11 protein-coding genes are annotated in these 16,028 nt (G+C 67.2%); 2 read left to right on the top strand and 9 right to left on the bottom strand.

The genetic code is table 11. The features are described from left to right. Positions 1–5: 5 nt before the first annotated feature. Positions 6–2,267, bottom strand: coding sequence for a heavy metal translocating P-type ATPase (locus ACM9NP_RS16905; RefSeq protein WP_415647681.1), 2,262 nt, complete (start codon positions 2,265–2,267; stop codon positions 6–8). Between the two features lie 189 nt (positions 2,268–2,456). Between ACM9NP_RS16905 and ACM9NP_RS16910 the strand changes: the two genes are divergently transcribed. Then, positions 2,457–3,749 (top strand): nicotinate phosphoribosyltransferase, encoded by a 1,293-nt coding sequence (locus ACM9NP_RS16910; RefSeq protein WP_415647682.1) that lies wholly within the window; start codon positions 2,457–2,459, stop codon positions 3,747–3,749. 189 nt (positions 3,750–3,938) lie between these two features. Here ACM9NP_RS16910 and ACM9NP_RS16915 read toward each other — a convergent pair whose 3' ends face one another. Next, a complete protein-coding gene (locus ACM9NP_RS16915; RefSeq protein ID WP_415647683.1) occupies positions 3,939–4,508 on the bottom strand; it encodes an isochorismatase family protein in 570 nt (189 codons plus the stop codon). 157 nt (positions 4,509–4,665) lie between these two features. Here ACM9NP_RS16915 and ACM9NP_RS16920 point away from each other — a divergent pair, with 157 nt between their 5' ends. Continuing rightward, entirely contained in the window at positions 4,666–5,577 is a 912-nt protein-coding gene (locus ACM9NP_RS16920) for a tetratricopeptide repeat protein (protein WP_415647684.1), read from the top strand. Between the two features lie 73 nt (positions 5,578–5,650). On the opposite strand, the gene ctaD is transcribed toward ACM9NP_RS16920, so the two are convergent. The 7 genes from ctaD to ACM9NP_RS16955 all read right to left on the bottom strand — a co-directional run bounded on the left by ctaD (position 5,651) and on the right by ACM9NP_RS16955 (position 15,903). Next, entirely contained in the window at positions 5,651–7,486 is a 1,836-nt protein-coding gene (ctaD, locus tag ACM9NP_RS16925; protein WP_415647685.1) for an aa3-type cytochrome oxidase subunit I, read from the bottom strand. 665 nt (positions 7,487–8,151) lie between these two features. Continuing rightward, positions 8,152–8,562 carry a roadblock/LC7 domain-containing protein gene (locus tag ACM9NP_RS16930; protein WP_415647686.1) on the bottom strand — a complete coding sequence of 137 codons (411 nt, stop codon included), beginning with the start codon at positions 8,560–8,562 and terminating at the stop codon, positions 8,152–8,154. Positions 8,563–8,598: 36 nt separating this feature from the next. Next, on the bottom strand, positions 8,599–11,100 hold the full coding sequence (locus ACM9NP_RS16935) for a sensor histidine kinase (RefSeq protein WP_415647687.1): 2,502 nt from the start codon (positions 11,098–11,100) through the stop codon (positions 8,599–8,601). A gap of 211 nt (positions 11,101–11,311) precedes the next feature. Beyond that, entirely contained in the window at positions 11,312–12,667 is a 1,356-nt protein-coding gene (locus tag ACM9NP_RS16940; RefSeq protein WP_415647688.1) for a TrkH family potassium uptake protein, read from the bottom strand. Then, a complete protein-coding gene (locus ACM9NP_RS16945; RefSeq protein WP_415647689.1) occupies positions 12,664–13,341 on the bottom strand; it encodes a potassium channel family protein in 678 nt (225 codons plus the stop codon). Before ACM9NP_RS16945 ends, ACM9NP_RS16940 begins: the two co-directional genes overlap by 4 nt. A 462-nt stretch (positions 13,342–13,803) precedes the next feature. After that, on the bottom strand, positions 13,804–15,135 hold the full coding sequence (locus tag ACM9NP_RS16950) for a TrkH family potassium uptake protein (protein ID WP_415647690.1): 1,332 nt from the start codon (positions 15,133–15,135) through the stop codon (positions 13,804–13,806). An 87-nt stretch (positions 15,136–15,222) separates the two neighbouring features. Next, positions 15,223–15,903: a hypothetical protein gene (locus tag ACM9NP_RS16955; RefSeq protein ID WP_415647691.1), complete on the bottom strand. Its 681-nt coding sequence runs from the start codon at positions 15,901–15,903 to the stop codon at positions 15,223–15,225. Between the last annotated feature and the right edge of the window lie 125 nt (positions 15,904–16,028).

Genomic DNA, 16,028 nt, shown 5'->3' on the forward strand with positions numbered 1-16,028 from the left:
CGCGATCACTGCCGATCGGGTTGCAGTCGGACGAACCTCAGGAGTTGCGCGTTGAGCGCGACGACGATCGTGGAGACGGACATGAGAATCGCGCCGAGCGCGGGGCTGAGGGTGATGCCCGCCCACGCGAACGCTCCGGAGGCGGCGGGAATCGCGACGATGTTGTATCCGGCGGCCCACGCGAGGTTCTGGCGCATCTTGCGATAGGACGCGTGCGACAGGCGAATGACGGCCGTGACGCCGCGCGGATCGGACGACGCGAGTACGACTCCGGCGGATTCGATGGCGACGTCGGTCCCCGCGCCGATGGCGATGCCGACGTCGGCACGGGCGAGCGCGGGAGCGTCGTTCACGCCGTCGCCGACCATCGCGACGGTGCGGCCCCGTTCGCGCAGTTCGACGACGGCTTGGTCCTTGTCGGTGGGCAGGACTTCCGCGTACACCTCGTCGCGATCGCCGAAGCCGAGTTCGGCGGAGACGGCCTCGGCGACGGGTCGGGCGTCGCCGGTGATCATGACGATCGTGGCGACGCCCTGGTCGCGCAGCGAGGCGACCGCGCGCCGGGCTTCGGGCCGCACCTGGTCTTCGAGGGAGAGCGCCCCGAGGACGGCGGGGGCGGGTTCGATGCGGACGAGGTGCAGGATGGCGGCGCCACGGGCCGACCAGTCGCGGGTGTGGTCGGCGAGGTCGTCGGGGACGGTCGCGTCGAGGTGCCGGAGGAGGGCGGGGCCGCCGACACCGTAACGGGCGCCGTCGACGGTGGCGGTGACGCCCCGTCCCGGTATCGATGTGAAGTCGGTCGCGGTGGGCGCGCCGGGTCCGCCCGCGGCGACGATCGCGCGGGCGAGCGGGTGTTCGCTGTCGGCCTCGACGGCCGCCGCGAGCGCGGCGACTCGGCGTTCGTCGGCGTCGGGGGTGCCCGCGACGCCGGTGACGACGTGTTCGCCTTTCGTCAAGGTCCCGGTCTTGTCGAAGAGGACGGTGTCGACGACGCGCATGCGTTCGAGGGCGAGCCGGTCCTTGATGAGGATTCCGGCTTTCGCGGCGAGCGCGGTCGACAGGGCGATGACGAGGGGTATGGCGAGACCGAGCGCGTGCGGGCAGGCGATGACGAGGACGGTAACGGTGCGGACGACGGCCTCGTCGACGTCCCCGAGGAGCGTCCAGACGGCGAAGGTGACGAGCGCGGCGGCGGTCGCGATGTAGAACAGGAGCGCCGCGAAGCGGTCGGCGAGGACCTGGGCGCGTCCCCGGGAGGCTTGGGCCTGTTCGACGAGCCGTTGGATCCCGGCGAGGGCGGTGTCGGCGCCGATCGCGTCGACGCGGACACGGATCGCGGTGTCGGTGGCGACGGTTCCGGCGACGACCCGGTCGCCGGTGCGGCGGGCGACGGGCCGTGATTCGCCGGTGATCATCGACTCGTCCAGTTCCGCCCGCCCGTCCACGATGGTGCCATCCGCGGGGACGCGTCCTCCTGGCCGGACGAGGACCACGTCTCCGACGACGAGCGCGTCGACCGGCACGGTCTCGATTCCCCCGTCGATCACGCGGTCGGCGTCGTCGGGGAGCAGGGCCGCGAGCGCCGCGAGCGCTCCCTGGGCCTGCCCGATCGCCTTCATCTCCTGCCAATGCCCGAGCAACATGATCGTGACCAGCGCGGCGAGCTCCCACCAGAAGTCGAGGTCGAACGCTCCGACGCTGGTCGCGATCGACGCGACGTAGGCGACGGTGATCGCCATGGCGATGAGGAGCATCATGCCGGGCGCGCGATCGGCGAGTTCGGCTCGGGCTCCTGCGATGAACGGCCAGCCGCCGTAGAAGAACACGATCGTGCCGAGGACCGGGCCGACGAGGGTGATGCCGGTGAAGTCCAGTTCGTACCCGAACCAGTCCATGACCATGGCGCTCGTGACGATGATGGGAATCGTCAGGGCGAGGCTGAGCCAGAACTTGCGACGGAACACCTCCGGGTCGTGCCCGGCGTGCTTGTCGTGTCCGGAGTGGCCGCCGTGCCCGGAATGACCGCCGCGACCGGCGTGCTCGGTGTGGCCGCCTGATCCGGGGTGGCCGGCGTGGCCGCCGTTTGTGGTCGAGTCGGTGTGACCGTCGGACCGGCTGGAACCGCCGGACGCAGAGTGTCCACTATGCTCGTTCGGCGTGGATTCCTGAGGCGCCCCCTCGGCGTGGGAGGACGTGGGACGCTCGCCGGATCCGCCGGGCTCCGTTGGCTCGCCCGCCGCGCCGTGACTCTCGCTGTGCCTGCCCATCGCCACACCTCCCCGTCGTGCTGCCCCCTGAATCTAGAGTGTGCGCGGCCATCACGGTTCCCGGTTGCGAGACGCGAACCGGACGACGTTCACCGTGCGCACCGCGACCGAACCGGACGGCAGGTCATGAACCGACCATGATCAACGGGCAACGCCCGTCCGATGGAATCGGGATCGTAGGCTCTCGGAATGCGTAACAGTGCCGCGTCGTCAGTGCCCCTGCTGACCGACCGATACGAGTACACGATGGTCGAAGCGGCGCTCGCCGACGGGACCGCGAGCCGACAGTGCGTCTTCGAGGTGTTCGCGCGGAGGCTGCCGAGCGGCCGACGCTACGGCGTCGTCGCCGGCGTCGGACGCCTCATCGAACGACTCGCGGACTTCGGTTTCGACAGTGACGACATCGAGTACCTCCGCAACTCGGGAACCGTCGACGACAACATGGCGCGGTGGCTCGAGTCGTACCGGTTCACGGGCGACATCGACGGGTACCCCGAGGGCGAACTCTTCTTCCCGGGCTCGCCGATCCTCACCGTGACCGGCACGTTCGCCGAATGCGTCCTACTGGAGACCCTCGTCCTGTCGATCCTCAACCACGACAGCGCGATCGCGGCGGCGGCGGCGCGCATGGTCACGGCCGCCCGGGGACGCCCCATCATCGAGATGGGTTCGCGTCGCACCCACGAGGACGCGGCGGTGGCCGCGTCCCGAGCCTCGTACCTGGCCGGGTTCTCCACGACGTCGAACCTCGCGGCGGGTCAGCGCTACGACATCCCGACGGCGGGCACCGCCGCACACGCGTTCACGCTGCTGCACAGCGACGAGAAGGCCGCGTTCGCGTCGCAGGTCGCGCGCCTCGGAACGAACACGACCCTGCTCGTCGACACGTACGACATCTCGCAGGGCATCCGCAACGCGATCGAGGTCGCGGGTCCCTCCCTGCGCGCGATCCGCATCGACTCCGGTGACCTGCACGTCATGGCGCAACAGTCACGCGAGCTCCTCGACTCCCTCGGCGCGCTCGACACCGCGATCGTCGTCTCCGGCGACCTCGACGAGTACTCGATCGCCGCGTTGGCCGCGGCACCGGTCGACCTGTACGGGGCGGGAACCGCGGTCGTGACGGGCTCGGGCGCGCCCACTGCGGGCCTCGTCTTCAAACTGGTCGAGGTGGAGGGACGGCCGGTCGTGAAACGCTCCGAGAACAAGGCGACCGTCGGCGGACGTAAGACCGCGGTCCGCCGTCACAAGCCGACGGGCACCGTCATCGAGGAGGTCATCGCCCTCCAGACGACACCCGAACTCGGGGCGCACGATCGCCGGCTACAACGGGCGTTGGTCCGCGGCGGCGACCCCGTCGAAGACCTGCCCACACTGGACGAATCGCGGGCGCATCTCCGGGACGCGCTCATCGCGATCCCATGGGAGGGCCTCAAACTGTCGCCCGGCGACCCGGCCGTCCCCGTCACGATCATGAACTGAGCCATGAACTGAGCGCGGCGATCCGCGACAGTTGGCGCCGGGCCTCTCCGCTTGGTTGGGCAAATGGCTCGCTTGGTTGGGCAAATGGCTCGCTTGGTTGGGCAAATTGCGGAATCAGGCGTGATTCCGACATTTGCCCAACCAAGCGGAGAGTTTGCCCAACCAAGCGAAAACCGTCAGGGCATACGCCTAACCGACTTTAGGGCGCCCCACGAGGGTGACGCCCGCGTCGGCGAGCTGCCCGAGCGCCTTATCGACGGTGTCGCGTGAGACACCTGCGGTCAGGTCCAACAGGACCGTCGTGTCGATACCCGCGCGAACGGCGTCCAGCGCGGTCGCCTTGACGCAGTGGTCCGTGGCGATGCCGACGACGTCCGCCGAGTCGACGTCGTGTTCGGCGAGCCACGACGCGAGGTCCACCCCGTCGGCGTCACCCTCGAAGCCGGAATAGGCGGCCTCGTACTCTCCCTTGTCGAACACGGCCGCCGGTTCCACGGTCAGGTTCGGGTGCAGTTCGACGCCCTCGGTGCCGACAACGCAGTGCCGTGGCCAACTGTCTACATAGTCTGGATTGTCTGAGAAGTGCGCCCCCGGGTCGATGTGGTGATCGCGCGTGGCGACCACGTGATCCCACCGGTCGGGTTCGGACGCGACAAGCTGGCTGATGCTAGACGCGACGGCGACGCCGCCGGTCACCGCCAGCGATCCGCCCTCGCAGAAATCATTCTGAACATCAACGATGATCAACGCTCGTGCCATGTCGTCAAGACTAAGTCGTGTCAGGGCGTCAAGGCCTTCGACCTGGCGATCCGGCGAGTCACCGAACCGACGCCCCCCAACAGACGGACGATCGGACGATCGGAGTCGACCAAAGTGACCGGGGCCGACCCGGGGCACGGCCGCATACAGTGCCGGCATGACCGCGACGTCCTACACCCACTTGACCAAACTGCTCGCCAACCCCGACAGCTCCGGCCCCGACCTCCTGGCCGCCGCGCGGGAACTGCGAGAGAGCTTCGTCCGCAGCGAACACCTCATCGGACTGCTCCCGGGCGACGCCCCCCAGGTGATGGTCGCGGGCTTCGAACGCGCCGCGAACGCCGGAGAGGTGCAGGCCTGGGAGAACCTCGGCATGGTGTACCAGTACGGCGCGGCCCCGTGGGCGCCGTACCCGACGCCCGACGTGGCCGCGGCGATCCGGGCGTACCAGCGCGGTGACGCCCTCGGAGACCGGTCCTCCGCGCTCGGATGGATTCGAGCGGCCTACTTCGCCCGCAGCCTCGAACACGCGACCGCCGCCTCCGCCCGCGTCGACGAACTGCTCGCCGAATCGCCCGGCGACGGCGGCCTGCTCCTGCTGCGCGGGTACTTCGCGCACCAGGGTTTCGGTGTCCCCCAGGACGCGGCCGCCGCAGCGCGATGGCACCACCAGGCCGCCGAAGCGGGCGACGCCGACGCCGCATTCGAACTGAGCGTCCTCTACGCGGCCGGGGACGGTGTGGGAGAGGACGCCGCCGAGAGCGACCGTTGGACGCGTCGCGCCGCCGAACTCGGCAGTCCCCGAGCCATGGCGAACCTCGGCGGCATGTACGCGACCGGGCGAGGCGTCGCTCTGGACGCGCGAGTCGCGCTCGACTGGTACGCCAAGGCCGCCGATCTTGGCCACATGAGGGCCGCGTTCACGGCCGGAGTCATGTGTCTGACGGGCGACGGCGGGCTGCCCGTGGACGAACAGCGCGCGTCCGCCTTCTTCTCCCTCGCCGACGAGCTCGGTTTCGACGTCGACGGCACTCACGACGCGTTGGGGATCGCCCGCCCCAACGGATGACGACACCCGCCACCGACAACGAACGACGCCCGGATTCCCACCAAGGGAGTCCGGGCGTCGTCGGTTGTCGTCGTTACCGGGTTTCCGGCTTGTCGCCGGGCTCCGATTCACCGGTGCCCGTGGGCTCCTCCGGCAGGTCCACTTCCGTCTTCGAGACTTCGGCGGTCTCGCCGTCGAAGGCGCCGTCCTCTTCGTGCTCAGCGGCATGCTCCACGTCGGGGATCGTCGCCTTCTCCTCGACCACGCCGACCTGCTCGCGCTCGGCGAGGACGTGGGCGAACTTCAGGTCGAACGCGGGACGCTCGGAGCGGATGCGCGGCATCCGGTCGAAGTTGCGCAGCGGCGGCGGCGAAGACGTCGCCCACTCCAGCGACTGGCCGAAGCCCCACGGGTCGTCGGCCTCCACCCTGCGGCCCGCCTTGTACGACTTGTACATGTTCCACAGGAACGGCAGTGTCGACGCCCCGAGGATGAACGCGCCCACCGTCGAGATGGTGTTGAGCGTCGTCAGACCGTCGGCTTCCTGGTAGTCGGCGAATCGACGCGGCATGCCCTCGTTGCCGAGCCAGTGCTGCACGAGGAACGTCGCGTGGAAGCCGATGAACGTCAACCAGAAGTGCACTTTCGCGAGCCGCTCGTCATACATGCGGCCCGTCACCTTCGGGAACCAGAAGTAGACGCCCCCGTACACGGCGAACACGATCGTTCCGAAGAGGACGTAGTGGAAGTGCGCGACGACGAAGTACGAGTCGGTGACATGGAAGTCGATCGGCGGGCTCGCCAGGAGCACGCCGGACAGGCCGCCGAAGAGGAACGTCGTCAGGAAGCCGATCGAGAACAGCATCGGCGCCTCGAACGTCAACTGGCCGCGCCACATCGTGCCGATCCAGTTGAAGAACTTCATACCCGTCGGCACGGCGATCAGGAACGACATGAACGAGAAGAACGGCAGGAGCACCTGGCCGGTCGCGAACATGTGGTGAGCCCACACCGACATCGACAGCGCCGCCACACCCAGCGTCGCCGCGATCAGGGTCTTGTAACCGAAGATCGGCTTCCGGCTGAACACCGGGATGATCTCCGAGACGATGCCGAAGAACGGCAGCGCCACAATGTACACCTCGGGGTGGCCGAAGAACCAGAACAGGTGCTGCCACAGCATCGCCCCGCCGGTCTCGACGTCGAAGACGTGTGCCCCCAACAATCGGTCCGCCATGACGGCGAGCAGCGCCGCCGCCAGGATCGGGAACACCATCAGGACGAGCAGGCTCGTGATGAGCATGTTCCACGTGAAGATCGGCATGCGGAACATCGTCATGCCGGGCGCGCGCAACGTCAGGATCGTCGTGATCAGGTTGACGGCGCCGAGGATCGTGCCCAGACCGGACACGACGAGACCGATGTACCACAGGTCCGCGCCGACACCCGGCGAGTTGGTCACATCGGACAGCGGCTGGTAGGCGAACCATCCGAAGCTCGCGGCGCCACCGGGCGTCGCGAAGCCGGAGATCACCATGATGCCGCCGAACAGATACAGCCAGTACGCGAACGCGTTCAATCTCGGGAACGACACGTCGGGCGCGCCGATCTGCAACGGAACGACATAGTTGCCGAACGCGAACACCACCGGCGTCGCGAACAGCAACAGCATGATCGTGCCGTGCATGGTGAACAGCTGGTTGAACTGCTCCACCGACAGGAATTGCAATCCCGGGCGGGCCAGCTCGGCGCGCATCAGCAACGCCAGCACACCACCGATCGCGAAGAACACGAACGACGTGACCAGGTACATCAACCCGATCTGCTTCGCGTCTGTCGTGCGCAGCGACCGGGCCAACCAGGAGCCTTTGGGCTCTCGGCGCACCGGCCACGGACGCGCGACGATCGGCTTCGGCGAAACCGTTGTCACCTGCGGGCCTCCTGCCTTCTCACTAGCCAGTCACCTTTGTGGACGATTCATGGACACCACAGAAGCGGCCATGTCATGCCTGGCGCTCGCAGAATAGCCTCCCAGACGTTCTACGTAACGTCGGGGTTGGGAGGGGGATCGGCGTGGCGCCGACACGGACCGTAACGGCCGGTGGACTTCCAAGGCCACAAGCGGAGTAGCGCGATGACGACCGACGGCGGACGCGCAGGTCACACCGGAACGACTCCCGGACGACGGGACGACCCTCCGTCAAGCCCCCTCGATCCCCGAGAGGGCGACGCCCGGTCGACGCACCGGAGCGTGCGCGATCCCACACCGACGGGATCGCGAACATGACGAGACCGACACCCAGAACGACCATTATGGATCATTTTGCGACGATCCGACGCCTTCGGGTCGACATGGTCGAAGATCACGCCTGAAGAGAGTTCAGCCGGCTTAAGGGTGGGTTCAGCAAACCCGAGTAGCGTCGACCTTGGGGAGGAGGCCGGAGGCCCCCGAGATAGGACACAATGGATTCAGAAGGGCGCTTTGTACTGTCCGCCAACTACAAGCGCCCATCGCGATTCATCCGTCGAAAGGACGGGCAACCCGAGGAGGCGGAGCGGGCTCCTCCCCCTCGGGGCAGAACGTCGAGTACGGGCCTACAAACCCCGTCGAGCGGCCGGTTCCAACGCGGTGGCGACGCGCTTCACGAGCATCGCCGTCTCATAGCCCACCTGGCCGAGGTCACAGCCCGCCTGAGCCAACACCGCGACCTGGGCGCGGTCGCCGACCGACATCAGCAGCAGAACACCCTCGTCCATGTCGACCACGGACTGCCGGACGTTCCCGGCGGTCAGCACCTTCGCGGCACCGGTCGTCAAACTCGCCAAGCCACTCGTGATCGCCGCGAGCTGGTCGGCTCGGTCGGACGGCAATCCCGCCGAAGCGGCCAACGCGAGTCCGTCCACAGAAACGGTCAAGGCGTGCGCAACATCGGGAACCTTTTGGACGAACGATGTCAGCAGCCAGTCGAGTTCCCCGATGTGGTCAGCTTTGTCGTATGCGGTCATCGGTGTTTCGTTCCTTCTACTTCGCAGGTGGCCGGTTCAGCGGTCGCCTGGCTGCGGACGATTATCTACAATAGATGACGATTGGCGGGCCGCCGCGATTCCACCGGCGAAACCGGACAGGCGATTGCGGATCTCCTCGGGGTCGATGCCGTCGATACGGCTGCGGTCGGAGCTACGGGACGGTGCGGCTGGAACACTAACGGATCCGGGTAGCAATTGGGCGCCAGGCGAACGGCGGGGAAGCCCGTCGGTCAAGGTCGTCTGCGCCGCCGCCTGCTCGGCGATGACGCGACGCGCCTTGTCGTAGGCGACGTCGGCGGCGGTCTCCCGCCAACCGAGCGTTCCCTGCTTCGTCGACGGACTGTCACCGGAACCGGTGTGCGGCATGAACCACGCGCTGTTGGCGGGCGGTCGTGCCGCGGTACCCGGTCGGGAACTGCTGGCCGTGCGCTGTGTCGGCACGATCGCATCGGTGGCGACGGGTCGACCCGCGCCAGCGATCGGCGCGGCGGCAGGTTCCGAGGCCAACGCCAACGGCGCCTGGGGACGGGTCGGGGGCAGTTGCTGCTCGGGCGCCCGATCCCGGGACACGAGCGCGTCGGGGATGCGGACCATCGCGAGGGTTCCCTTGCCGGACGAGGAGTGCAGTTGCACGTCGATCTCGTGCCCGGTGGCGAGTCGCCCGACGACGAGGAGACCGAGCGTCCCCGCGAGTTTCGCGGTGAGGCCCGCCGGTGACGCCAGTCGGGCGTTGATCTCGGTGACGTCCTCGTCGGTCAGACCGATGCCCTCGTCGGAGACGCTGATGACGAGCTCGTGCACGGTGTGCCGGGTCGTCACGCGGACCTTCGTGTGCGGTGCGGAGAACTGCGCGGCGTTCTCGAGCAGCTCGGCGAGCAGGTGGACGACGTCACCGACGGCGTTCGCCACGATGGCCGTGTCGGCGATGCCTTCGACGATGACGCGGTCCGAGTCCTCGATCTCCGCCGCGGCTTCGGCGACGATTCGGGCCACGGACGTCGCCTGGGAGTGTCGACGGCCGGGGTCGCCACCGGCGAGCAGCAGCAGGTTCTCCTCGTTTCGGCGCATGCGGGCCGCGAGGTGGTTGAGGCTGTCGATGCGACGCACCGTGTCGGGGTGCGCGGCGGCCCGTCCGAACTCGGTGAGGACCTGCAACTGTCGCTGGACGAGCGACTGACCGCGTCGGGCCAGGGAGATCATCATCGCGGCGACGTCGAGGCGCAGGTTCGCCTGGTCCGCGGCCATCCGGACGGCCTGCTGGTGCACGACCCGGAACGCCTGGGCGACGGCTCCGATCTCGTCGTACGGTCCGCGCGGCGCCGACCGGGAGACCTCCTCGGCGGCTTCGACGGCCTCGTCGATCTGCCTGCCGTTGCGGGCTCTCGTCATCTGACTGACGGCGTCGGGCAGCGTCTCCTCGGCGGCGGTCAACGCCTCGTTGCGGAGGCTCTGCAGACGCTTGCCGACACGGAACGCGAACAGGGTCGCCGCGCCGAACGCGAAGAGCGCGATCGCGAGAACCGCGGCGGCGGTGAAGACGGCCATCTGCTGCGATTCGCTCTCCTCGCGGACGGCGGAATCGTCGAGGTCCTTCGTGATGGCCGACTCGACCTCGCGGAGTCGGTCGGTGCGTTCGCTTTGGACGGCGTCCCACGAGCGGGCGTCGTCGTCGGAGAGCCCCTTGCCGTTGAGGAGCGCGTCGAGGATCTTCTCGGACGTCTGGGAGTCGCGTCCCGAGGTGGCGTCGATGTAGAGGCTCTTGCCTCGTGGTGTCGTCGCGCGATAGAACTCGCCGAGTCGCTGTTGTTCGACACCGACGTACAACGCGAGTTCCGTCAAGCGGGACAGGGTGAACGCGTCTCCCCCGGCGGCTTCGACGCCGAGTTCGTTCTGGACGAGGTATCGCTGTTCGGCGGTCGCCTGTTTGGCGCCGGCGAGCGCGGCGACCGCGCGGGCCTGTTCGGCGAGGTCGCGGTCTTCGATGTGGACGTGGAGGGCGTCGGCGACGTCGAGGAGTCGAGCGGCGATCGACCGGTACACCTCGAAGCCGCTCTTGGTGTCGGGGTCGGACAGGGGCAGGTCGGCGTCGGAGGCGTACTCGCTGAGCGCGTCGCGGGCGTCGATGAGTTGGTCGAGGGCGCCGCCTGCGGTGGTGAGGACGGACGACAGTTCCGGCACTTGCTCTTTGACGCGGTCGGAGACCTCGTTGTAGTCGGCGACGGCTTGGTCCGTCGCCTGGATCGCGGCTTGGTAGGAGTTCTTGAACGGCTTGCCGTCTTTTTCGTGGCTGATCGCTGTTTCGCCGACCTCGTCCTGCCCGACGTGCAGCACTTCGGCGGTGGCGTTGGCGAGCTGGGCTAGCAGCCGAGCCCGCCCGGCGTCGTCGTTGGACTCCAGTGAGGACTGGACACCGATCGCACCGAGGATGAGGACGCCGGTGATCGCGGCGGCGACGGGCAACATCAGCCGTGCTCGCACCGATCGGGTGCGGCGGCGCGGTACCTCGCTCTTGGCCATGCGTGGTGCCTTTCCGTACGTCAATGCGCGGCGGCGCGCGGCACCGCCGTAAGGGGCGACCGACTCACCGGTAACGTCGGCGGAGAGGCGGCTTAAAACATCCTGGCGTGTCCCATTCGAATGCGCCACGGCCGGGTGGGATCTACTTCACTAAGCGATGGAACACTAACCGCAGGTAGTCGCCGTTGCGTCGCCGAAGCGAGTCGGGGCGTCAGCCGACGATGGGTTGACCGGTCGGGTATCGGTAGAGCCGGTGGCGGTGTCGCAGTGCGAGCGCCGACGCGGCGACGACGGGTCCGACGCGACCGAGGAACATCAGTACACAGAGGACCACCTTCGCGATTCCCGGCAGCTCCGTGGTGATGCCGGTCGACAGACCGACTGTCCCGACCGCCGAGACGACCTCGAAGAGGACGTCGTCGAACGGCAGTTCCGAGATGATCAGCACGAGGATCGTGCCACCGGAGACCAGCCCCACCGCCAGTAGTGCCACCGAGATCGCCTGTCGGACAACGGTCGTGGGCACGCGGCGGCGGAACACGACGACGTCGCGCTCACCGCGCACCTCGGCCCAGATGACGGCGCCGAGGAGGAAGAACGTCGTCACCTTGATGCCGCCGCCGGTGGACGCGGAGCCGGCGCCGATGAACATGAGGATGATGATCACGAGTTCGGTCTGCGGGAGCATCGCGCCGATGTCGAGGCTGTTGAGCCCGGCGGATCGGGGCATGATCGCTTGGAACATGGCGGGCGTCAGCTTGTCGGCGACGCCCATCGGGCCGAGCGTGGCGGGGTTCGACCATTCGAAGACGAGGATGATGACGAAGCCGAGAAGGAGCAGGGTCCCCGAACCGGTGACGGTGAGCTTCGTATGCGGTGACCATTGTGTCCACCCGTGTCGGCGTCGGGTGAACTCGAAGAGGACCGGGACACCGAGGCCGCCGATGATCGCCGCCGCCATGATGGGAACACAGATGACGACGTCGCTGGAGAAGCCGATGAATCCGTCGGTGAACAGCGCGAAGCCGGCGCTGTTGAACGACGACACGGAGTGGAACACGCCGAACCAGATCGCCTCGGCCGTGTCGTATCCGTAGGTGGCGGCGAAACGCACCGTGAGGATCGCCGCGACGACGGCCTCAACGCACACGACGATGATCGATGCCCGCACCAGGATGGCTCGGACGTCGCCGAGCGCGAGTGTCTTGATCTCGGCTTGGGCGACCATCTTGCTCTGGAGGCCGATGCGCCGCGACACGATCAGCCCGAGGAGCGCCGCCGACGTCATGATGCCGAGGCCGCCGATCTGGATCAGGACGAGGATGACGACTTGGCCGAACGCGGTCCAGTGTCCGGCGGTGTCCACTGAGGCGAGGCCGGTGACGCACACCGCCGAGGTGGCGGTGAACAGCGCGTCGACGATGGTGGCGGATCCGTTGCCCCGGCGCGAGATGGGAAGCATGAGCAGGATCGTGCCGATCGTGATCGTGAACGCGAACGCGATCGGCAGCAGCCGGATCGGGTGTCGCGCGAATCGATCCCGAATCTCCAATGATGACAGTCTCATGTGATCGCCGCGAAGCTCTCGACTTTCAGCGTCGGACCGGACACGATCAGCAGGTCACCTTGATGGATGGCCGTCTCGGGTCTGGCGTAGGTGAAGTCCTGGTCGGGGCGTTTCACGCCGACGACGGTGACGCCGTATCGGGTTCGCAGCGCGGCTTCGGCGAGGGTCTTGCCGATGGCCTCGCCGGGCGCCCGGGTCTTGACGATGGCGAACCCGTCGTCGAACTCCATGAAGTCGATCATCTTGCCGGTGACGAGGTGCGCGACGCGTTCGCCCATCGCGGCTTCGGGGTAGACGACGTGGTGCGCGCCGACGCGGTGCAGGATGCGGCCGTGTTTGGCGGTTATGGCCTTCGCCCAGATCTCGGGGACGCCGGCCTCCTCGACGGCGAGAACGGTGAGGACGCTGGCTTCGATGTCGGTGCCGATGGCGACGACGACGCGGCGGAAGTCTCCGATGCCGAGCTGCTGGAGGACGGCGTTGTCGGTGGAGTCGGCCTGGACGACGTGGGTGAGGACGTCGCCCCAGCGCTGCACCACATCGGCGCGCTCGTCGATGGCGAGGACCTCGTGGCCGAGACGGACGAGCGATTCGGCGACGGCTCCGCCGAAACGGCCGAGGCCGATGACCGCGACGCTGTCACGGGATATCGGTTTGCGGCGGTTGGCTGGCATCGTGTGCGTCTCCCTTGTCGATCTGCCGGATCACCAGACGATACGGCGTCATCCATCGGCGCGACCGCAGGCCGGACGTTGACGCGGCGATCGTGCCCCGACCGCGCCTGGCGAAGGTCGCCGGGCTCGGCGCGGGCGAGAGACTGCGGTCGATCCGAAATGGGCGTCGTCAAATCCGAACGGCGAACGGCGAACGGCGAACGGCGAGAACGTATCGGATTGTGGAAGCGACACCCGTCCCCATCCCGCTTGGTTGGGCAAATGTCGGAAACAGGCGTGATTTCGCAATTTGCCCAACCAAGCGGAACTTTTGCCCAACCAAGCGGAACTTTTGCCCAACCAAGCGGAATACGGCGGGCGTCGCCGACCTTGGCGCTCGGGGCGGTACGCGAGCTCTCCGGTGGTACGCGAACTCTCAGTGCGGTACGCGAGCTCTCCGGCGGTCAGCGAGCTCTCTGGTCCCTAGCCGACGATCGGGCGCTCCGTCGGGTAGCGGTAGTAGCGTCGCCGCGAGCGCATCGCCAGGGCCGCCGCCACCGTGAAGGTGCCGACACGCCCGGCGAACATCAGCACGATCAGCGTGAGATGCCCGATGAGCGGCAGTTCCGGGGTGATGCCGGTGGACAGTCCGACCGTCGCGAACGCGGAGATGGCCTCGAAGACCAGGTCGTCGAGGGGAATCTCCGTGTTGATGAGCAGGATGAGCGTTCCCACCGCGACGGCGGCGACACCGAGCAGGGCGACGCTGAGCGCCTGACGTTGAACGCTGGTGTCGATCCGGCGACCACCGACGGTCACGTCCTCCTCTCCTCGGACCTCCGCCCAGATGACGAACGCGAGTAGGAAGAACGTCGTGACCTTGATTCCGCCTGCCGTTCCCGCCGAACCGCCACCGATGAACATGAGAATGTCCGTGACGGCGAGGGTTTGGGTATTGAGTTCACCGACTGGAACGGCGTTGAATCCGGCCGTTCGCGGCATGACCGCGTTGAAGAACGACGCCAGAATCTTCTCACCGGTGCTGAGATTCCCGATGGTTCCGGCGTTCGACCATTCGAGCCATAGGTAGGCGATGAATCCGAGGACGAGGAGGATCGCCGTACCCGCGAGGGTCAACTTCGTGTGGACGGACCAGCCTACAGGTCTCCACATTCGACGTCCGACTTCGAGAAGCACCGGAAATCCGATCCCGCCGATGATGACCGCGAAGGCCAGCGGAAGCATGATCAAGGGATCGGTGACAAAACCCTCCACACTATCCGAATAAAGCGCGAAACCGGCGTTGTTGAACGCCGATACTGCGTGGAACAGACCATGCCACAACGCGTCCCCGAAATCGTATCCATAGTAGAGGAGAAATCGAAGGGTCATGATAGAACCCACGGTCGCTTCGACCACGAAGGTCAATATCGCGACCCTCTTCAGAACCGCGCCGACGTCGCCCAGCCCCAGGGTCTTGGTCTCGAGTTGGGCGGTCAATCGATGCCGGAGTCCGAGTTTGCCCATGGCGAGCAGACCCAGCATCGACGCCAGCGTCATGATGCCGAAGCCGCCGATCTGGATCAGGACGACGAGCACGACCTCTCCGAAGGTCGACCAGTAGCTGACCGTATCCACAATGACCAGGCCCGTGACGCAGACGGCGGACACCGCCGTGAACAACGCCACGAGGGGCGGCGCCGCGCCGTCGCCGGCGCGGGAGATGGGCAACATCAACAACCCGGTGCCGATGAGCGCCGCGATGAGGAACGCGAGCGGTACCAGCCTGACCGGATGAGTGATCGAATGACGCACGAGAGCAGATTATGCCCGACGGCCACCACTCGCCGATCCGCGTTCGGCCACACGCGCCGATGTCGGCAGGACCGAACGGGAAGCCGCTCAGCAGGTCTGGACGGGGCCGCTGTTGTGCGATCCGCCTCGCCCGACGACGGTGAGGTCGTTCATCGCGGTGTTCGGTCCACGATAGATGTAACAGGAGTATCGGTGCTGGTTGATCACCTCGAGATGGATGTGCGCGCCGGTGTCCCCATTGACCTGATAGCACGTCGACCACCGGAACCGGCCCGTCTCGCCGAGCTTCGTCCACGGACCGACGGTCGCCCCGACGACGATGTTGCTCGGCTTGTTGGCGACGTGCATGACGTCGGCCCGGGCGAGGATGTCTCCGGTGACGGTGTCGCGGGCTTCGACGCCGATCCGGTATCCGCCGTCCGCGAGATTGCCCGTGGCGCAACCCGGTCGGACCGTGACGACTTTGACCGCCACCGCGTGCCCGGCAGCGGTCTTGCTGCCGAACGGTGAAACGACCGTGGCGCCGGGCAACCGGTAGATGTCGACCGACCAGTCGTTGAGGTACCCCCAGTTCGAGAACACGCGATGGTGCGACGACGGCGGCGACGCCCCGAAACGATCCCATGTGGATGATCCGACAATCGGCGGGTAGACGTTGACGGTGTCCCCGGAAGCGTGAGCGCTCGCGGCGGGCGCGAAGAGCCCGATCGCGAGGACGACGCCCAATGCTCCGATCACACTGGTCGCAATCCGGGCGATTCTTCTCATGTTCACTGTGACTCCTATGATTCGCGAGATCGTCATTACCACGACCGTTCGCGCGCAAGATATCCAGCGACACCATAAAACGCCCAATATGGGAACGCGCATCGCCGAACGGAATCGACGACCCC

The sequence above is a fragment of the Stackebrandtia soli genome, from assembly GCF_965137155.1.
GTDB classification, from domain to species: Bacteria; Actinomycetota; Actinomycetes; order Mycobacteriales; family Micromonosporaceae; genus Stackebrandtia; species Stackebrandtia soli.

Coding starts and splice junctions, on each gene's coding strand:
- ACM9NP_RS16905 (WP_415647681.1), bottom strand. CDS start 2,267: ATGGGCAGGCACAGCGAGAGTCACGGCGCGGCGGGCGAGCCAACGGAG.
- ACM9NP_RS16910 (WP_415647682.1), top strand. CDS start 2,457: ATGCGTAACAGTGCCGCGTCGTCAGTGCCCCTGCTGACCGACCGATAC.
- ACM9NP_RS16915 (WP_415647683.1), bottom strand. CDS start 4,508: ATGGCACGAGCGTTGATCATCGTTGATGTTCAGAATGATTTCTGCGAG.
- ACM9NP_RS16920 (WP_415647684.1), top strand. CDS start 4,666: ATGACCGCGACGTCCTACACCCACTTGACCAAACTGCTCGCCAACCCC.
- ACM9NP_RS16930 (WP_415647686.1), bottom strand. CDS start 8,562: ATGACCGCATACGACAAAGCTGACCACATCGGGGAACTCGACTGGCTG.
- ACM9NP_RS16935 (WP_415647687.1), bottom strand. CDS start 11,100: ATGGCCAAGAGCGAGGTACCGCGCCGCCGCACCCGATCGGTGCGAGCA.
- ACM9NP_RS16940 (WP_415647688.1), bottom strand. CDS start 12,667: ATGAGACTGTCATCATTGGAGATTCGGGATCGATTCGCGCGACACCCG.
- ACM9NP_RS16945 (WP_415647689.1), bottom strand. CDS start 13,341: ATGCCAGCCAACCGCCGCAAACCGATATCCCGTGACAGCGTCGCGGTC.
- ACM9NP_RS16955 (WP_415647691.1), bottom strand. CDS start 15,903: ATGAGAAGAATCGCCCGGATTGCGACCAGTGTGATCGGAGCATTGGGC.